Here is a 19,102-nt window from a genome sequence, read left to right as displayed (position 1 = left end):
GAGCGACCCCGTGGCAGACCGCAAACCCCCGCTCGGGACCGAGGAGCTGCGCGCCCTGGTCTCGGACGGCGAGATCGACACCGTGGTCCTCGCCTTCCCCGATATGCAGGGACGGCTCCAGGGCAAGCGGTTCGCCGCGCGGTTCTTCCTGGACGAGGTGCTCGACCACGGCACCGAGGGCTGCAACTACCTCCTCGCCGTGGACACCGAGATGAACACCGTCGACGGCTATGCGATGTCCTCCTGGGACCGGGGGTACGGCGACTTCGCCATGCACCCCGACCCGGCCACCCTGCGCCGGGTCCCCTGGAACGACGGCACCGCCCTGCTCATCGCCGACCTCGCCTGGAACGACGGCTCACCCGTCGCCGCCGCTCCCCGCCAGATCCTCCGCCGCCAGCTCGAACGTCTCGCCGAGCACGGTTTCACCGCGCAGGTCGGCACCGAGCTGGAGTTCATCGTCTTCCAGGACTCCTACGAGCAGGCGTGGGACCGCGACTACCGCGGGCTCACCCCCGCCAATCAGTACAACATCGACTACTCCGTCCTCGGCACCGGCCGGATCGAACCGCTGCTCCGCCGGATCCGCAATGAGATGTCCGCCGCCGGACTGACCGTGGAGTCCGCCAAGGGCGAGTGCAACCCCGGCCAGCACGAGATCGTCTTCCGCTACGACACCGCCCTCACCACCTGCGACCAGCATGCGATCTACAAGACCGGTGCGAAGGAGATCGCCGCGCAGGAGGGGTACTCCCTCACCTTCATGGCCAAGTACAACGAGCGCGAGGGCAACTCCTGCCACATCCATCTCTCCCTCACCGACGCCGACGGTGACAATGTGATGGCCGACGCGGGGGCACCCGACGGCATGTCCCCGGTCATGCGGCACTTCCTCGCCGGACAGCTCGCCGCACTGCGGGACTTCTCCCTGCTGTACGCGCCCAACATCAACTCGTACAAGCGGTTCCAGCCCGGCTCCTTCGCCCCCACCGCCGTCGCCTGGGGCGCCGACAACCGCACCTGCGCCCTGCGGGTCGTCGGCCGCGGCCGCTCCATGCGCTTCGAGAACCGGCTGCCGGGCGGCGATGTCAACCCGCATCTGGCCGTCGCCGGACTGATCGCCGCCGGCCTCCACGGCATCGAGCGGAAGCTGGAACTCCCCGAACCCTGCGCCGGCAACGCCTACACCGCCGGCTACGACCGGGTCCCCGGCACCCTGCGGGAAGCCGCCGATCTCTGGGCGGCGAGTCCCATAGCGGGAGCCGCCTTCGGGCCGGAGGTCGTCGCCCACTACACCAACATGGCGCGGGTCGAACTCGCCGCCTATGACGCCGCGGTGACCGACTGGGAGCTGCGCCGCTCCTTCGAACGCCTCTGACGGGCGCGCCGCTCCCCCGGACGCGTCCGGGACCCGCTGAACACGTCCGGGACCCGCCCCCGAACGCCTCTGACGGGCGCGCCGCTCCTTCGAAGACATCCGAGACCCGCGCCACGGAGCGCTCCACACTGTGAGGACGCCTTGCCGCAAGCCCGCCGCGACACCACCCACCACGAAGTCCTCGACCCCGCCACGGGCCGGGTCATCGAGACCGTCCCCGCCACCACCGCCGCCGGTGTCGGCGCCGCCGTGACCCGCGCCGCCCGCGCCCAGGAGGGGTGGGCCGCCGCCGCCCCCGCCGACCGGGCCCGTCTGCTGCGCCGCTTCGCCGCCGTCGTCGACGACCACCGGGAGGAGTTGGCCCGCCTGGAGGTCGCCGAGGCCGGACACACCATCGGCAACGCCCGCTGGGAAGCCGGCAATGTCCGCGATCTGCTCGACTACGCCGCCGGGGGAGTCGAACGCCTCAACGGCCGGCAGATCCCGGTCGCCGGCGGCCTCGACGTCACCTTCCTCGAACCCCTCGGCGTGGTCGGGGTGATCGCCCCCTGGAACTTCCCCATGCCGATCGCCGCCTGGGGCACCGCACCCGCCCTCGCGGCCGGCAACGCCGTGCTGCTGAAACCGGCCGAGACCACCCCGCTCACCGCGCTGCGCCTCGCCGCTCTCGCCTTGGAGGCCGGACTGCCCGAAGGGCTCTTCCAGGTCCTCCCCGGCGCGGGCGAGGTGGCGGGAAACGCCCTGGTCGAACATGGCGGGGTGGCCAAGATCGTCTTCACCGGCTCCACCCGGGTCGGCAAGTCGATCATGGCCAAGTGCGCCGCCGATGTGAAGCGGGTGACCCTCGAACTCGGCGGCAAGAGCCCCAATATCGTCTTCGCGGACAGCGATCTGGACGCCGCCGTCGCCGCCACCCCCATGTCCTTCCTCGACAACAGCGGCCAGGACTGCTGCGCCCGCACCCGCATCCTGGTCCAGCGCACGGTGTACGAGCGGTTCCTCGAACTCCTCGCCCCGGCCATCCGCTCCGTCGTGGTCGGCGACCCCGCCGACGAGAAGACACAGATGGGCCCGCTGATCTCCCGGTCCCAGCTCGACCGCGTCAGGGGTTACGTCCCCGACACCCTTCCCGGCATCCGGGGCACGGCCCCGGACGGTCCCGGCTTCTGGTTCCCGCCCACCGTCCTCACCGGCATCGCCCCCGACGCCCCGGCCGCCCGCGAGGAGATCTTCGGACCGGTCGCCGCCGTGCTCCCCTTCGAGGACGAGGCCGACGCCATCCGGCTCGCCAACGACACCGAGTACGGGCTCTCCGGCTCCGTCTGGACCCGGGACGTCGGCCGCGCCATCCGCGTATCGCGTGCCGTACGGGCCGGGAACCTCTCCGTCAACTCGCACAGCAGCGTCCGCCACTCCACCCCCTTCGGCGGCTACCGGGCATCCGGCCTGGGCCGCGAGCTGGGGCCCGACGCCCTCACCGCTTTCACCGAGACCAAGAACGTCTACTTCAGCACGGAGGCATGAGCTCCCCATGACCGAATCCCCCCTCTGCCGCCGTCTGGTCGGCCGCACCGCAGTCATCACCGGCGCCGGCAGCGGCATTGGCCTGGCCACCGCCCGCCGCCTCGCCTCCGAGGGCGCGCATGTGGTCTGCGGCGACATCGACGAGACCGCGGGCAAGGCCGCCGCCGACGAGGTCGGCGGGCTCTTCGTCCGGGTCGACGTCACCGACGGCGACCAGGTCGAAGCCCTCTTCAAGGCCGCCCACGACACCTATGGCTCCGTCGACATCGCCTTCAACAACGCGGGCATCTCGCCCCCCGACGACGACTCCATCCTCACCACCGGCCCGGAGGCGTGGAAGCGCGTCCAGGACGTCAATCTGACCTCCGTCTACCTCTGCTGCAAGGCGGCCATCCCCTATATGCGGCGCCAGGGCCGCGGCTCGATCATCAACACCGCGTCCTTCGTGGCCAGGATGGGCGCCGCCACCTCGCAGATCTCGTACACCGCCTCCAAGGGCGGGGTGCTCGCGATGTCCCGCGAACTGGGGGTGCAGTTCGCCCGCGAGGGCATCCGGGTCAACGCGCTCTGCCCGGGGCCGGTCAACACCCCGCTGCTGCGGGAGCTCTTCGCCAAGGACCCGGAGCGGGCCGCCCGCCGGCTCGTCCACATCCCCCTCGGACGGTTCGCGGAGGCCGACGAGATCGCCGCCGCGGTGGCCTTCCTCGCCAGCGACGACTCGTCCTTCGTCAATGCCACGGACTTCCTGGTCGACGGCGGGCTCACCGGCGCCTACGTCACCCCGCTCTAGCCACCGCGGAAACGGGCCCGCGTACCGATATCACGTATCACGCGGGCCCGGTCCCCTCACGGAATACCCCCTCGCCCAGGGCGGGTTGGCACCGGCATGAGCAAAGGACCAGCACCCCGCGCCCTGTCCGACGAGGCACTCTCGGCCCTGCTGAGCAGCCGGCGGTTCGGCACCCTGGCCACCGTCAAACGCAGCGGCCATCCCCATCTGACGACCATGGTCCACGACTGGGACCCCGAGACCCGCACCATCCGCTTCTCCACCACCGCCGACCGCGTCAAGGTGCGCCGGCTCCGCCGCGACCCGCGGGCCTCCGTCCATGTACAGGGGGCCGACCCCTGGTCCTTCGCGGTGGCGGAGGGCGAGGCGGAACTCTCCGAGATCACCGCGGTCCCCGGCGACGCCACCGGCCGGGAACTCCTCGCGATGATCCCCGACGACGCGAAACCCGCCGATGAGGAGGCATTCCTCCGGCAACTGGTGGACGAGCGCCGCCTGGTCATCCGGCTCCGGGTGAGCAGACTCTACGGAACCGCCCTCGACATCGCGGATTGAACCGGGCCGCGGCGGTGCCGGGGCGTCGCGGCGGTGCCGGAGAAAGGTGACGGGTTCGGGGAAAGGTGACGGGTTCGGAGAAGGGTGACGGGCTCAGAGATAGGTGCGGCCCTCGCCCCGGTACGTCGGTACGGAGCCGGTCACCCGGTCCCCCTCCACCAGGTGCAGCGTGTCGAACCGCTCGCACAGCTCCCCGGCCTTCGCATGCCGGAACCACACCTTGTCGCCGATCAGCAGATCATCGGCCGGGGACCCCAGCAGCGGTGTCTGCACCTCGCCCGCCCCCTCCATGGGGGCCAGGCGCAGCCCCTCGGGGAGATGGGGGACCGGAGAACGGTCCGCGCCCGCCGCGCCCGACGCCGGATAGCCGCCGCCCAGCACCGTCACCGCCCCCACACCCGGCCGCCGCACCACCGGCAGGGCGAAGAGCGCCGCCGGGCGCCCCGAGAAGGACGTGTAGTCGTCGAAGAGCCGGGGCAGATACAGCCCCGATCCGGCGGCGATCTCCGTCACCGCCGCCTCGGCCGCCGTGCTCTGCACGCTGCCGGTGCCGCCGCCGTTCACGAACTCCAGCTCCGGCGCGACGGCCCGTACCGCCCGCACGGCCGCCGCCCGGCGCGCGGCCAGCTCCCGCCGGGCCACCCGCTGCATCAGCCCGACCGCCCGCGAACGCAGCGGACGTCCCGCCGGCGCGTCACCCACCCCCGCGATGTGCCCCTCGTACGCCATCAGCCCCACCAGCCGGAATCCCGGCCTGCGGGCGATCGACCGGGCCAGTTCGGCGAGTTGGGCCGGCTCGCTCAGGGGAGACCGGTACGACCCGATCCGGATCCGCCCGCCCAGCAGCCGCAGCGCGGTGTCCAGCTCCAGGCAGACCCGGATCTCCTCCCGGCCGCCGTCCCTGGCCCGGTCGATCAGCTCCAGCTGCGCGGGGTCGTCGATCATCACGGTCACCGCCGCCGACAGCTTCGGATCGGCCGCCAGCTCGGCGAAACCGGCCCGGTCGGCCGAGGGATAGGCCAGCAGCACATCCTCGAACCCCGCACGCGCCAGCCACACCGACTCGGCCAGGGTGAAGGACATGATCCCGGCGAAACCGTCCATGGCCAGCACCCGGCCGAGCAGTTCCCGGCAGCGCACGGACTTGCTCGCCACCCGGACCGGCTTGCCCCCGGCACGGCGCGCCAGGTCCCGCGCGTTGGCGTCGAACGCGTCGAGATCCACGATGGCGAACGGCGCGTCGAGATGGGCGGTGGCCCGGTCGTAACGGGCCCGGTCGGTGGCAAGCGGCGTCATGGGCCGAGCCTGCCAGAGACGATTACCGTCGGGTAGGGGTCGAGGAGGGGACGTTCTGGGCAGATTCCCCCGGAGGCCGGGCCACACTCCCTTGGTCCGGCTCTCAACCCGTAGAGTGACGCAGACGCGAGGCCACCGGACCGGCCCTGGAGAGAACGATCCGGCGGTGCGCGGGGACGAGAACGGGGGCGGTACATGAGCACGGAGGCACAGCGCCCTCCCACCTCCGACGGTGCCTCCCCGCCCCAGCCGCGCGTCCCCGGCGAGCCGCCCCGCGGCATTCCGGCCGCCCGCCCGTCCGACGCGGCGGACCGCGCCGAACACCCGCCCGCCGGCGGCGAATCGGCCGCCACGTCCTTCCCGCCTGCCGCCTGGGGCCCGTCCGCCGCCCGCGCGCCGGGCCGCCGCCCCGCCGCCTCCGTGCCGCCCGCCGGATCCACCGCCGCCCCCGTACCGCACCCCCGCTCCGATTCCCCCGTGCCGCCCGCCGGATCCGCGGCCGACCACGACACCCGCCTGCTCCGCCGCGACGCCGGGGAGATCCGCCCCGCCCGGATGGAGGCGGTGCCGCCGTGGGGCACCGGCACGGGACCGTCCACCGCCGACACCCGTTCACCCCGCCGCGAGAGCGGCGGTACGGGCCCCCGCGCCACCACCGGTACGGCCCTGCCGAGCGCCCCGGAGCGCCGCGCGCTCCCCGGCGGCCCCGGCACGCGCCCCGCACTGCCCCGGCCCGCGTCGGACACTCCGCCCCCGCCCCGGCGCACCGCGGCCCCCGCCGACAGCGACACCCGCTCACTGCGCCGCCCCTCCCCGTCCGGTACGGATTCGGACACCCGGGTACTGCGCCGGGAGCCGGGGGAGTACCGGACGCCGGATTCCGGCACCGGGTACGGCGCCCCGGGCGACGTCCCTTCCCGGGCGGGTTCGGACTCGGACACCCGCGCACCGCGCCGGGAGCCGGGGCCGGACGACGCGCCGGATTCCGGCACCGGGCCGGCGGGTCGGCGGATCGCCGCGTACGGCACCCCGGGCGACGGCCCCTCCCCGTCCGGTACGGATTCGGACACCCGGGTACTGCGCCGGGAGCCGGGGGAGTACCGGACGCCGGATTCCGGCACCGGGGCGCCGACCGGGTACGGCACCCCGGGCGAGGTTCCCGGATCCGGCGCCGCCGGGCCCGGCGGCGAATCCGGCGCGCGCCCGCCGCGCCGCGGCCCGCGTGAGCGCGGCGGCCCCGGGTCCGAGACCCCGCCGGCGGCCCCCGGAGACGGCCCGCCCGGCACCGGCACCCGGTCACCGGGCCGCGTGCCCGGCCGGAACACCACCCCGGGAGACGCCCCCCGACCCGCTGACACCGACACCCGGCTGCTCCGCCGCGAGCCGGGCGGGTCCGCCGGGCCGCGGCCGGCGTCGGCACCGGGCCGTCCGGACGGCGGGTCCGCCGTGCCCCCGCGCGGCTCCGTCCCCGCCCCGCGCGACGGCCGCCCCGCCCGTACGACCGCCGCGACCGGCTCCCCGGCGGCGCCCCCGCGCCCCCGCACCGCGCCCGACACCTCCGCCGCGCGCCGCACACCCCCCGCGCGGCCCGGCGGACCGCCGCGCCGCCCCGAACCCTTCCCGGCCGGGACCGCCCCGCGCCAGGCCCCGCCGATACCCGGCACGCCCCCGCCCGGACCCCCCGGATCGGGGCTGCCCGGCCCCCGGCCGCCGGGAGTGGCCGGAGCGCCGCCGCAGCGGCCGGGAGCACCCCTCGTACCGCCCCCGCCCGCGCATTTCCGGCCGCCCGGCGCCGGCGAGGCCGCCGCCCCCTGGCCCGCCGCGCACCCGGGCCCGTACTGGTCCGGGCAGACCGGCCCCGCCCACCCGTACCCCGTCTCCCACCGCCGCTCCGGCCGCACCGCGGGCGCGATCACCGCTCTCGTCCTCGGACTCGGCCTGATCGGCGGAGCCGTCGCGGGGGCACTGCTGAGCGACGGCTCCCCGGGCGGCACCTCCCCGCAGAGCACCTACGCGGACGCCCGCGGCCTCTGGCACAGCGTCCCCGTGGACAAGCTCTTCCCCCGCACCCTGGACGGCAGGGGAGCGGGCCCCGGCAAGGCCGACCGGACCTGGACCCGGATCACGGTCGCCCCCGACAGCGGCTGCGCGGGCGCCCTGGACCCGCTGCTCGCCAAGACCCTCCGGCCGGTCGGCTGCGACCGGCTGCTCCGCGCCACCTACACCGACGCCACGGCCAGCAGCGTCATCACCGTCGGCATGATCTTCACCAAGGGCGACGTCATCACCATGAAGGCCCTGGAGCACCGCTTCGGCAAGGAGAAGCTGGCCGAGCGCACCGATCTGATGCCGCGCGCCCTGCCCGCCGAGGGCACCGCCGCCGAAGGATTCGGAGACCAGCAGCGGGCCGGCTGGACCGTGCGCGTCCTCACCGATCTGCCCGTGGTCGTCTTCTCCGTCTCCGGCTTCGCCGACGGCCGCACCGTCGCCCATCCGCAGCCCGTCGGCGCCTCCCCCGCGGGCAAGGAGACCTCGGCCCCCGCCCAGTCGGGCCTCGTCCACGACGCCAAGGGCCTCGCCGACGGGATCGAGAAGGCGCTCCGCGCCCGTCTGAACACCGACGCGGAGGCCGCCGGATGACTCGTGTCCGCACCGCCGGCCCGGCCGGCCCGGCGGGCCCCCGCGCCCGCCGAGGCGCCGGCATTGCCCTGCTCGCCGCCGCCTTCGCCGTGCTGCCCGCCGCGCCCGCGCAGGCCGACGGGATACGGCCGCGCCAGTGGGGCCTGGAGGCCCTCAACACCGCGGAGGCATGGCGCACCACCAAGGGATCGGGCATCACCGTCGCCGTGCTCGACACCGGTGTCGACGACCAGCACCCCGATCTGACCGGCAATGTCCTGCCCGGCAAGGACTTCATCGGCTTCGGGGCGTCCCGGGGGGACGGCGCCTGGGCGCGGCACGGCACCGCGATGGCGGGCATCATCGCGGCGCACGGCCATGGCGAGGGAGCCGGGGAGGGGGTCATGGGCATAGCGCCCGAGGCCAAGATCCTGCCCGTCCGGGTCATCCTCGAAAGCACCGACAAGGCCCGCGACCGGGCCCGCAACACCCGGGGCCCGGCCCTCGCCGAGGCAATCCGCTGGGCCGCCGACCAGGGCGCGGACGTCATCAACCTCTCCCTCGGGGACGACAGCGAATCCGCCCGCGCCGAAAGGGGCGAGGACGCCGCCGTGCAGTACGCCCTCGGCAAGGGCGCCGTCCTGGTCGCCTCGGCGGGCAACGGCGGCGAGAAGGGCGACCGGGTCTCCTACCCGGCCGCCTACCCGGGAGTGATCGCGGTGACCGCCGTCGACCAGTTCGGCACCCGTGCCTCCTTCTCCACCCGGCGGTGGTACGCCACCGTCAACGCCCCCGGCGTCAATGTCGTCATGCCCGACCCGGACCGGAAGTACTACCAGGGCTGGGGCACCAGCGCCGCCGCCGCCTTCGTCTCCGGCGCGGTCGCCCTCGTCCGCGCCGCGCATCCCGGCCTGACCCCGGCCCAGGTCAAGAAGGTCCTGATGGAGACGGCCGGGGACCGCCCCGAGGGCGGGCGGAACGACGCCAAGGGGTACGGGATGGTCGACCCGGCCGCCGCGATCGAGGCGGCCGGGAAACTGCGCCCCGCCGACGCCCGGGCCACCGCCCCCGGCTATGCGAAGAAGTACTTCGGCCCCGGCCCCCGCCGGGAGACGGCCGGCTCCGGCAACGCCGAGTGGCTCACCATCCTCGCCGGTTCGCTGGGCGCGCTCCTGCTGCTGGCCGCCGTCGCGCTCTGGCGCACCGGCACCGCCCGCGACCCGGGCCACTGACAGCCCCCGCGCGGTCCTGCCCCCGACGACGAACTAGGCTCGGCGCGTGGAGCTGAAGAACATCCCCGACCCCGGTTTCTCCGACGACGACGGCACGGCCGACCCCCGGCTGACCGCCGCCCTCGCGGCGTGGTCCCGCGACCGTGCGGACCGGCGCGCCGAGCGGCCCGTGCTGGAGGCGCTCCGGGAGGCCCGGCTGCTCGTCCCGGTTGTCGCCGTCCTCGGCGAGGTGGAGGTGGACGAGAACGGACTGCGCCGGGAGAAGACCAGCGACATGGCCGTGCCGACGCTCACCGCGGGCGACCGGCGCGCACTGCCCGCCTTCACCTCGCTCGACACGCTCGCGCGCTGGGACCCGCGGGCGCGCCCCGTCGCCGTACCGCTGCACCAGGCGCTCCGGGCCGTCGCCCACGAGAGGGCCGACACCCTGGTGCTCGACCTGGCGGGACCGGTGCCCTACCAGCTGACCGGGGCCGCGCTGCGGGCCCTCGCCGAGGGGCGCACCAGCACCGATCCGCTGGACGACCCCGCCGTCACCGCCGCGGTGCGCGAGGTGGTCGCCGCCGAGCCCGCCGTGGTCCGCGCCCATCTGGGGCCGGGCAGCGCCGACGGCACGCTCGCCCTGGTGCCGGCCCCCGGCGCGGTGCCCGCCGAGGCCGCCCGCCGGATCGCCGAGGCGCTGGCGGCCCATGACGTGCTGAGGGCCCGCCTGGTGCGGGGCCTCGACCTGGCACTGCTGCCGGCCGGGGCGACCGCTCCGGGCGAGCCCCTTTTCGTACGGGAGTGACGGCGGGAGTGACCGCGCGTGTGGCGGGTGTGACGGGGGGAAACGGGGGAGCGGCGCGGGATCAGCCGTAGACCGGACCCGTGTACTTCTCGCCCGGCCCCTGCCCCGGCTCGTCCGGCACGAGCGACGCCTCGCGGAAGGCGAGCTGGAGGGATTTCAGCCCGTCCCGCAGCGGCGCCGCGTGGAAGGAGCTGACCTCCGTGGTGGACGCGTCCAGCAGCCCGGCCAGCGCGTGGACCAGCTTCCGGGCCTCGTCCAGATCCTTGTGCTCCTCGCCCTCCTCCGTCAGCCCGAGCTTGACGGCGGCGGCGCTCATCAGATTCACCGCGACCGTGACGATCACCTCGACGGCCGGAACCTCCGCGATGTCGCGGGCCATGGCGTCGAAGTCGGGTGCTTCCGGGCCCGCGGGGGGCTCGGTGGAATCGGGGGTCGGGGTCGCGTTGCTCATGACGGACACGATATGCCGGGACCCGGACGGCCCCGCATGCGCCACCTGATTAGCAAACCCGGCCCGCCGATGCTAACCTTCTGTTACGACCGGCTGGACACATCTGTGCCCAGCCCACAAGTGGAGGCTCCGCTCTCCCACCTGACCGTCCTCCGGGACGGCGGGTCACCGGTCAGGCGATGCCCATCGTTCCGTACGGACGATGGAAATCGCCCGATGTGCGCCCCGTGACCGACACGGCGGTGCTCCGGTATTGATGGAGCTCCCGCCTGTGTCCCGTCCCGGGGCTTTTCTGTGTTCCGGCTCGGTTGGTCACACATAGACGTTACGCGGTTGGCTGCCAGTCGGCCGTGTGGTGCTACCGAGGAGGATCCATCAGCGCCGAGCCCCGCATCAACGACCGGATTCGCGTTCCGGAAGTGCGGCTTGTCGGTCCCAGCGGTGAGCAGGTCGGCATCGTCCCGCTCGCCAAGGCACTTGAGCTCGCTCAGGAGTATGACCTCGACCTGGTCGAGGTCGCGGCGAACGCCCGGCCGCCCGTGTGCAAGCTCATGGACTACGGGAAGTTCAAGTACGAGTCGGCCATGAAGGCCCGTGAGGCGCGCAAGAACCAGGCGCACACGGTCATCAAGGAGATGAAGCTCCGGCCGAAGATCGATCCGCACGACTATGACACCAAGAAGGGTCATGTCGTCCGGTTCCTCAAGCAGGGTGACAAGGTCAAGATCACGATCATGTTCCGTGGTCGTGAGCAGTCCCGCCCCGAGCTTGGCTTCCGCCTGCTCCAGCGTCTCGCTTCCGATGTCGAGGACCTCGGGTTCATCGAGTCGAACCCGAAGCAGGACGGCCGGAACATGATCATGGTTCTTGGCCCGCACAAGAAGAAGACCGAGGCCATGGCCGAGGCGCGTGAGGCTCAGGCCGCACGCAAGGCCGATCGCACCGGTGCGAAGGTCCAGGCTGAGGAAGAGCCTGCCGACGCGCCGGTCGAGACGCCCTCCGAGGGGTGACCCGAGGGGCCGCCGGCACCGGCGCCCCCGGTCCCGACCGGATACACAACCAAGATCTGACGCTCCCGCCAGCCGGCGCCCCGTGTGCCGGGGGAGCGCCACTGACGAGGAGATAACGGCGCGATGCCGAAGAACAAGACGCACAGCGGTTCCAAGAAGCGCTTCAAGATCACCGGCTCCGGCAAGGTGCTCCGTGAGCGCGCCGGCAAGCGCCACCTGCTTGAGCACAAGCCGTCCACGCTGACGCGTCGCCTCTCCGGCAACGCGGAGATGGCTCCCGGCGACGCCAAGAAGATCAAGAAGCTTCTCGGCAAGTGACGTTCCCTCCCCGCCCGCTCCGGTGACGGAGCAGCGGCCGGGGGCCGAACGCCAGGACCGGGACCTATTCGAATTCGGGTTGTGGAAGCTCAACCACGACCCCGCTACAAGGAGTTAACAAGTGGCACGCGTCAAGCGGGCAGTCAACGCCCACAAGAAGCGCCGGGCAATCCTCGAGGCGGCCAGCGGTTACCGCGGTCAGCGTTCGCGCCTGTACCGCAAGGCCAAGGAGCAGGTCACCCACTCCCTGGTTTACAACTACAACGACCGCAAGAAGCGGAAGGGTGACTTCCGCCAGCTGTGGATCCAGCGGATCAACGCCGCCGCTCGTCAGAACGGCATGACGTACAACCGCCTCATCCAGGGTCTGAAGGCCGCCAACATCGAGGTGGACCGCAAGATCCTCGCCGAGCTGGCCGTGAACGACGCCAACGCGTTCGCCGCGCTGGTCGAGGTCGCGCAGAAGGCCCTCCCGGCCGACGTGAACGCGCCGAAGGCCGCTGCCTGAGCTTCGGCTTGAGGTCTGATGCCTCCGGACCCGCGGACCTGATGTGGCCCGCGGGTCCGAGTGCTTCCGCCACCGGCCGGGCGGGGTGCTCCCGCCGCCGGTGACCCGTGTGCGCGTCCGTCTCCCGCCCCCTCGCCCGCCCCGCTGTGCGGCAGGGGGAGGGAGACGGCCGTACCACCCGGGTGCCGGCCGGTCCGCCCCCCCCGTGGCTGTGCGCCGCGGGTACGCGCCCGGCCGGATCACCGCGTCGCAGCCGTCTCCGCCGGGCCGGACGCACTCCGCGTCTCTCCGCCGGGCCGGATGCCCCCTGCCGCGATCGCGTCACGCGATCCCGGGCCGCCGTCGCCGTACCGCCGTCGCGCGGCTCACCCGCGCGGCCCGGCCGGCCGCCGGGACCGCGCGGCCGGGCCGCCGGAGCGACCCCCGGGCCGGTGGGGCGCCGACCGCCCCCCGCCCGCGTACCCGTCCGCACCCCCGCGCCTCCCGCGCGCACCCGAAAGCGAGTCGATGGCCGTCCCCGAGTTGATCTCCCCGCGCTCGACCCGTGTCGCCGCCGCCCGGCGGCTGGCGCGGCGGAACTTCCGCGGCAAGGACCGGCTGTTTCTCGCCGAGGGACCCCAGGCGGTCCGCGAGGCCGCCGCGCACCGCGCGGCGGACGGCCCCACCCTGGTCGAGCTCTTCGCCACCCCGGAGGCCGCCGAGCGGTACGCGGAGATCGTCGCCGCCGCGGAGACCGCCGGAGCCCGGGTCCATCTCGCCGACGAGTCGGTGATCGCCGACATCTCCACCACCGTCACCCCCCAGGGCCTGGTCGGCGTCTGCCGCTTCCTGGACACCCCCTTCGAGACCGTCGTGCGCGCCCGCCCCCGGCTGGTCGCCGTCCTCGCGCATGTCCGCGACCCCGGGAACGCCGGCACCGTGCTGCGCTGCGCGGACGCCGCCGGAGCCGACGCCGTCGTCCTCACCGACGCCTCCGTCGACCTCTACAACCCCAAATCGGTCCGCGCCTCGGTCGGCTCGCACTTCCATCTGCCGGTCGCCGTCGGGGTGCCCGTGGAAGAGGCCGTCCGGGGACTCAAGGACGCCGGAGTACGGGTGCTGGCCGCCGACGGCGCCGGCGGACACGACCTCGACGACGAACTCGACGCGGGCACCATGGGCGGGCCCACCGCCTGGATCTTCGGCAATGAGGCATGGGGACTCCCCGAGGAGACCCGGGCGCTCGCGGACGCGGTCGTCCGGGTGCCGATCCACGGAAAGGCCGAGAGCCTGAACCTGGCGACGGCGGCGGCGGTCTGCCTGTACGCGTCGGCACGCGCCCAGCGCGCCGCCGACGTGCGCTGACGGGCGCGGGCTCGCTGTGACGCGGAGGGCTCACCGAGGGGGAGCACTCGCTCAGGGGCTCCGCACTGTCACATTCAGCTAGTAGGGTGACGGGCTCGGGGGCCCACTGCACCGGCGGAGAGGTGGGGAATTCGGGGATGACGGTCGGGACGAGCAGGCCCGCGGAGACACACGGCGCTCTGCTGTGCCCGACTCCGGGCCCCGGCACGTGTTCAGCGGAGGGCCCCGGCATGTTCGGCATCGACCCCGACGATCTTCCCGACGGCCTCGTCGTCGCCGACGCCGCCGGCCGGATCGTCGTCTTCAACGCCGCCGCGGTCAAGATCACCGCCATGGCCCGGGACGACGCCATCGGACTGCCGCTGGAGCGCGCGCTCCCGCTGGAGGACCTCAAGGGCCGCCGCTGGTGGACGCTGACCGATCCGTACGGCGGTCTCGCCACCCGGGTCGCCCAGCCCGAGCGCAATCTGCTGCTGCCCGGCGGGCGCGAGGTGCTGGTCTCCGCGCGCTATGTCCGCGAACACCCCACCGGGCCGGTCAGCCGACTCGTCGTCAGCCTGCGCGGCACCGAGGCCCGGCGCCGCAGCGAGCGCAGCAATGCCGAGCTGATCGCCACCGTCGCCCATGAGCTGCGCTCCCCGCTGACCTCGGTCAAGGGCTTCACCGCCACCCTGCTCGCCAAGTGGGAGCGGTTCACCGACGACCAGAAGCGGCTGATGCTGGAGACGGTGAACGCCGACGCCAACCGGGTGACCCGGCTGATCGCCGAGCTCCTCGACATCTCCCGGATCGACTCCGGGCGCCTGGAAGTGCGCCGTCAGCCGGTCGACATGGCCGCCGCCGTCGGCCGCCATGTCCAGGCGCACATAGCCAATGGCCAGAGCGCCGACCGGTTCTTCGTCCGGATCCGCCGCGACCTCCCCGGGCTCTGGGCGGATCCCGACAAAATCGACCAGGTGCTCGGCAATCTGCTGGAAAACGCGGTGCGCCACGGCGCGGGAACCGTCACCATCGAGGTGGCGCCGGTTCCGGCGAGAAGCGAGCAGGGCGAAGAGGAAGGCACGGCGGTCACCGTGAGCGACGAAGGCCCCGGCATCCCCGAGGAGTCGATGGGCCGTGTCTTCACCCGCTTCTGGCGGGGGAGCAAGCGCGGCGGCACCGGCCTCGGCCTCTACATCGTCAAGGGCATCGTCGAGGCGCACGGCGGCGCGATCACCGTCGGCCGCGGGCCCGGCGGCGGCGCCGAGTTCCGATTTATTCTGCCCGTGGGCACTCCGGCCTATCTGACCTGAGCCGCCGCCCACGGGCATCCCCGGCGTTCCGCGCCGCCCGGCGGGGTCCGCGCACCGGCCGCACCGCCGGTGCGGCCGGACCCGTCCGGTACGGTTCCGGCGCTCCGGCCCGTCCGGAGCCCCCGGGCCCGCCCGGAGCCGGGAGCCGGTTGTCCGCGCCCGCCCCTTAGACTCGGCCTTTGGCACCTTCGCGCCCCCGCACGTCCGCCGGGCCGCACAGGTCCGGGGATGTTCCCCGGTAAAGGCAGCAATCACCGCAGCATCAGCCAATCGGAAGCACGGGAAGAGATGTCCGCACCCAACAAGTCGTACGACCCGGTCGAGGTCGAGGCCCTGAAACCGGAAGAGATCGAGCGCATGCGGGACGAGGCGCTCGCCGCCTTCGCCGCCGCAGGTGATCTCGAAGCGCTCGCCCACGCGAAGGTCGCGCACACCGGCGGCACCTCGCCGCTGGCGCTCGCCAACCGCGAGATCGGCGCCCTGCCCCCGCAGGCGAAGGCCGAGGCGGGCAAGCGCGTGGGCCAGGCCCGCGGTGCCGTCAGCAAGGCCCTGGCCGCCCGCCAGGCCGAGCTGGAGGCCGAGCGCGACGCCCGGGTGCTGGTCGAGGAGGCGGTCGATGTCACGCTGCCCCACGACCGCGTACCGGCCGGTGCCCGCCACCCGCTGACCACCCTCTCGGAGCGCATCGAGGACATCTTCGTGGCCATGGGCTACGAGGTCGCCGAGGGCCCGCAGGTCGAGGCCGAGTGGTTCAACTTCGACGCGCTGAACATCGGCCCCGACCACCCCGCCCGGGGCGAGGCCGACACCTTCTTCGTCGAGGGCCCCGAGGGCTCCCGCGAGGGCTCCGGGCTGGTGCTGCGGACCCACACCTCCCCCGTGCAGATCCGGTCGCTGCTGGACCGCGAGCCCCCGGTGTATGTCATCTGCCCCGGCCGCGTCTACCGCACCGACGAGCTGGACGCCACCCACACCCCCGTCTTCCACCAGGTCGAGCTGCTCGCCGTGGACGAGGGGCTCACCATGGCCGACCTCAAGGGCACCCTCGACCACATGGTCCGGGCGCTCTTCGGCGGCGAGGGCATGAAGACCCGGCTCCGGCCGAACTTCTTCCCCTTCACCGAGCCGTCCGCCGAGATGGACATGGTCTGTTACGTCTGCCGCGGCGAGTCCGTCGGCAACCCCGACCGCCCCTGCCGCACCTGCTCCAGCGAGGGCTGGATCGAGCTGGGCGGCTGCGGCATGGTCAACCCCAAGGTGCTCGTCGCCTGCGGCGTCGACCCGGAGAAGTACAGCGGATTCGCCTTCGGGTTCGGCATCGAGCGGATGCTGATGTTCCGCCACAACGTCGAGGACATGCGAGACATGGTCGAGGGTGACATCCGTTTCACCCGGCCGTTCGGGATGGAGATCTGATGCGGGTCCCGCTTTCATGGCTGCGGGAGTACGTCGACCTGCCGGCGACGGCGACCGGCCGTGACGTACAGACCAAGCTCATCGCGGCCGGCCTGGAGGTCGAGGCCGTCGAGCGGCTCGGCGCCGGGCTCACCGGCCCCCTCGTCGTCGGCCGCGTCGCCGCCATCGAGGAACTGACCGAGTTCAAGAAGCCCATCCGCCACTGTCTGGTGGATGTGGCGGACGCCAATGGCACCGGTGAGCCGCAGGAGATCATCTGCGGCGCCCGGAACTTCGCGGTGGGCGACAAGGTCGTCGTCGCACTCCCCGGCGCGGTGCTGCCCGGCGACTTCCGGATCGCCGAGCGCAAGACGTACGGCCGGATGTCGCGCGGCATGATCTGCTCGTCCGACGAGCTCGGCATGGGCGACGACGGCACCCGGGGCATCATCGTCCTGCCGCCGGAGATCGAGACCGGCATCGACGCCACCGTCCTGCTGGAGCTGTACGACGAGGTCCTGGACATCGCCGTCACGCCCGACCGCGGCTACGCCCTCTCCCTGCGCGGAGTCGCCCGCGAGGCCGCCACCGCGTACGGGCTGCCGCTGCGCGACCCGGCCCTCCTCGATGTGCCGGGCCCCAACGCCCACGGCTACCCGGTCCAGGTCTCCGACCCCGTCGGCTGCGACCGCTTCACCGCGCGCACCGTCACCGGACTCGACCCGGAGGCCCGCTCCCCGATCTGGCTCCGGCGCCGCCTCCAGAAGGCGGGCATGCGCACGGTCTCGCTCGCCGTGGACATCACCAATTACGTGATGCTGGAGCTCGGCCAGCCCCTGCACGCCTACGACCGCACCCTCGTCCACGGACCCATCGGTGTCCGCCGGGCCGAGGACGGCGAGAAGCTCACCACCCTCGACGGGGTGAGCCGGGTCCTGGACGCCTCGGATCTCGTCATCACCGACGACCGCGGCCCGATCGCCCTCGCGGGTGTGATGGGCGGCGCCCACACCGAGATCGCCGACGCCGTGCCCGACCCGGAGACCGGACGGATCCGGGGCACCACCGAGGTCGTCATCGAGTCCGCGCACTTCGACCCGGTCACCGTCGCCCGCACCTCGCGCCGTCACAAGCTGATCTCCGAGGGCTCCAAGCGCTTCGAGCGCGGGGTGGACCCGCAGGCAGCCGCCGCCGCCGCGCAGCGCACCGTCGATCTGCTGGTCCTCCTCGCGGGCGGCACCGCCGAGGCCGGGGTCACCCAGGTCATCTCGCCCTCCGCGCCGCGCACCATCTCCATGAGCGCCGACCACCCCGACCGGGTCGCCGGTGTCGAATACGGCCGGGAGACCGTCGTACGCCGCCTCCAGCAGGTCGGCTGCGATGTCTACGGCCAGGACGAGCTCGTGGTCACCGTCCCCTCGTGGCGCCCCGACCTCACCGAGATCAACGATCTCGCCGAGGAGGTCATCCGGCTGGAGGGGTACGAGAACCTCCCCTCCACGCTGCCCCGGCCGCCGGCCGGCCGCGGACTCACCCTCCGCCAGCGGCTGCACCGCCGGGTCGGCCGCGCGCTGGCCGGCGCCGGCTATGTCGAGGCGCCGAACTACCCCTTCATCGGCAAGCAGGCGCTCGACCAGCTCGGCCTGGCCGCCGACGACCCGCTGCGGCGGCTCGTCAAGCTGGTCAACCCGCTCTCCGACGAGGAGCCCGCGCTCCGCTCCACCCTGCTGCCCGGACTCCTCGGAGCCCTGCGCCGCAATGCCGGGCGCGGTGCGCACGACCTCGCCCTCTTCGAGACCGGGCTGGTCTTCCACCCGGCCGCCGGGGCCGCTGTCGCGCTCCGGCTGCCCGTGGACCGCAGGCCCACCGACGAGGAGATCGCCGCGCTCGACGCCGCGCTGCCCGTGCAGCCGCGCCACGCGGCCGTGGTCCTCGCCGGCGCCCGCGAGCAGTCCGGCTGGTGGGGCGAGGGCCGCCCGGCCGACTGGGCGGACGCCATCGAGGCCGCCCGCGTCATCGCCCGGGAGACCGGCACCGAGCTCGTCGTCGAACAGGCGCAGTACGGCCCCTGGCACCCCGGCCGCTGTGCGGCGCTCCATGTCGTCGTGGACGGTGTGAAGACCCTCGCGGGATACGCGGGCGAACTGCACCCGCGTGTCGTCAAGGCGCTCGGTCTGCCCGAGCGCACCTGTGCGATGGAGCTCGGTCTGGACCTGGTCGAGCGGGCGGGCGGGGACACCCTGGTGGCCCCCCGCATCTCCGCCTTCCCGGTCGCCACCCAGGACGTGGCGCTCGTCGTGGACGAGGAGATCCCGGCCGCCGCGGTGGAGCACCTGCTCACCCTGGGCGCGGGCGAACTGCTGGAGTCCATCCGGCTCTTCGACGTCTTCACCGGCGAGCAGATCGGGGCCGGCAAGAAGTCGCTGGCGTACGCGCTCCGCTTCCGCGCCGCCGACCGGACGCTGACGGTGGAGGAGGCGACGGCCGCCCGCGACGCCGCCGTCGCCCGCGCCGCAGAGTCCACCGGCGCGGTGCTCCGCGGCGCCTGACGGCACCGGATCCCCGAGCGGACCAGGGCCGCACCTCCGTCCACCGGAGGTGCG

Annotated in this window: 16 protein-coding genes; 14 read left to right on the top strand and 2 right to left on the bottom strand. The window is 73.7% G+C overall.

The window, feature by feature from the left end; translation table 11 throughout:
• Positions 1-10: 10 nt before the first annotated feature.
• The 4 genes from AAFN69_RS15800 (at position 11) to AAFN69_RS15785 (ending at position 4,247) form a co-directional block, all read left to right on the top strand.
• Positions 11-1,378 (top strand): glutamine synthetase family protein, encoded by a 1,368-nt coding sequence (locus tag AAFN69_RS15800; protein ID WP_347729127.1) that lies wholly within the window; start codon positions 11-13, stop codon positions 1,376-1,378.
• A 141-nt stretch (positions 1,379-1,519) separates the two neighbouring features.
• On the top strand, positions 1,520-2,902 hold the full coding sequence (locus AAFN69_RS15795) for an aldehyde dehydrogenase family protein (protein ID WP_347729126.1): 1,383 nt from the start codon (positions 1,520-1,522) through the stop codon (positions 2,900-2,902).
• Positions 2,903-2,909: 7 nt separating this feature from the next.
• The gene (locus AAFN69_RS15790; RefSeq protein WP_347729125.1) at positions 2,910-3,692 is read left to right on the top strand and encodes a 3-oxoacyl-ACP reductase; all 783 of its coding nucleotides are present in this window, start codon (positions 2,910-2,912) and stop codon (positions 3,690-3,692) included.
• 96 nt (positions 3,693-3,788) lie between these two features.
• Complete coding sequence (locus AAFN69_RS15785; protein ID WP_347729124.1) at positions 3,789-4,247, top strand: PPOX class F420-dependent oxidoreductase; 459 nt, start codon at positions 3,789-3,791, stop codon at positions 4,245-4,247.
• Positions 4,248-4,340: 93 nt separating this feature from the next.
• On the opposite strand, the gene AAFN69_RS15780 is transcribed toward AAFN69_RS15785, so the two are convergent.
• A complete protein-coding gene (locus AAFN69_RS15780; RefSeq protein WP_347729123.1) occupies positions 4,341-5,543 on the bottom strand; it encodes an amino acid deaminase/aldolase in 1,203 nt (400 codons plus the stop codon).
• A gap of 195 nt (positions 5,544-5,738) precedes the next feature.
• Here AAFN69_RS15780 and AAFN69_RS15775 point away from each other — a divergent pair, with 195 nt between their 5' ends.
• The 3 genes from AAFN69_RS15775 to AAFN69_RS15765 are packed head-to-tail and all read left to right on the top strand — an operon-like array spanning position 5,739 to position 10,181.
• On the top strand, positions 5,739-8,183 hold the full coding sequence (locus AAFN69_RS15775) for a hypothetical protein (RefSeq protein ID WP_347729122.1): 2,445 nt from the start codon (positions 5,739-5,741) through the stop codon (positions 8,181-8,183).
• Positions 8,180-9,394: a type VII secretion-associated serine protease mycosin gene (gene mycP / locus AAFN69_RS15770; RefSeq protein ID WP_347729121.1), complete on the top strand. Its 1,215-nt coding sequence runs from the start codon at positions 8,180-8,182 to the stop codon at positions 9,392-9,394. The genes AAFN69_RS15775 and mycP overlap by 4 nt, the downstream gene beginning before the upstream one ends.
• Before the next feature lie 46 nt (positions 9,395-9,440).
• Positions 9,441-10,181: an SseB family protein gene (locus AAFN69_RS15765; protein WP_347729120.1), complete on the top strand. Its 741-nt coding sequence runs from the start codon at positions 9,441-9,443 to the stop codon at positions 10,179-10,181.
• Between the two features lie 61 nt (positions 10,182-10,242).
• Here the strand turns inward: AAFN69_RS15765 and AAFN69_RS15760 are convergent, their stop codons facing one another.
• Positions 10,243-10,632, bottom strand: coding sequence for a DUF1844 domain-containing protein (locus tag AAFN69_RS15760; RefSeq protein WP_347729119.1), 390 nt, complete (start codon positions 10,630-10,632; stop codon positions 10,243-10,245).
• Positions 10,633-10,982: 350 nt separating this feature from the next.
• On the opposite strand from AAFN69_RS15760, the gene infC reads away from it, so the two are divergent.
• The 7 genes from infC to pheT all read left to right on the top strand — a co-directional run bounded on the left by infC (position 10,983) and on the right by pheT (position 19,048).
• Positions 10,983-11,642: a translation initiation factor IF-3 gene (gene infC, locus AAFN69_RS15755; RefSeq protein ID WP_347729118.1), complete on the top strand. Its 660-nt coding sequence runs from the start codon at positions 10,983-10,985 to the stop codon at positions 11,640-11,642.
• A gap of 123 nt (positions 11,643-11,765) precedes the next feature.
• The gene (gene rpmI / locus AAFN69_RS15750) at positions 11,766-11,960 is read left to right on the top strand and encodes a 50S ribosomal protein L35 (protein WP_153480691.1); all 195 of its coding nucleotides are present in this window, start codon (positions 11,766-11,768) and stop codon (positions 11,958-11,960) included.
• A gap of 121 nt (positions 11,961-12,081) precedes the next feature.
• On the top strand, positions 12,082-12,468 hold the full coding sequence (gene rplT / locus AAFN69_RS15745; protein WP_125652405.1) for a 50S ribosomal protein L20: 387 nt from the start codon (positions 12,082-12,084) through the stop codon (positions 12,466-12,468).
• 507 nt (positions 12,469-12,975) lie between these two features.
• Complete coding sequence (locus tag AAFN69_RS15740) at positions 12,976-13,812, top strand: RNA methyltransferase (protein ID WP_347729117.1); 837 nt, start codon at positions 12,976-12,978, stop codon at positions 13,810-13,812.
• 230 nt (positions 13,813-14,042) lie between these two features.
• On the top strand, positions 14,043-15,104 hold the full coding sequence (locus AAFN69_RS15735; RefSeq protein ID WP_347729116.1) for an ATP-binding protein: 1,062 nt from the start codon (positions 14,043-14,045) through the stop codon (positions 15,102-15,104).
• 288 nt (positions 15,105-15,392) lie between these two features.
• Positions 15,393-16,520, top strand: coding sequence for a phenylalanine--tRNA ligase subunit alpha (pheS, locus tag AAFN69_RS15730; RefSeq protein ID WP_347729115.1), 1,128 nt, complete (start codon positions 15,393-15,395; stop codon positions 16,518-16,520).
• Complete coding sequence (gene pheT / locus AAFN69_RS15725; RefSeq protein ID WP_347729114.1) at positions 16,520-19,048, top strand: phenylalanine--tRNA ligase subunit beta; 2,529 nt, start codon at positions 16,520-16,522, stop codon at positions 19,046-19,048. Before pheS ends, pheT begins: the two co-directional genes overlap by 1 nt.
• Positions 19,049-19,102: the final 54 nt, after the last annotated feature.

This window comes from Streptomyces sp. CAU 1734 (assembly GCF_039888735.1).
GTDB lineage: Bacteria > Actinomycetota > Actinomycetes > Streptomycetales > Streptomycetaceae > Streptomyces.
The sequence above is the reverse complement of the archived record's forward strand: the minus strand, read 5'-3'. Positions and strand labels throughout refer to the sequence as shown.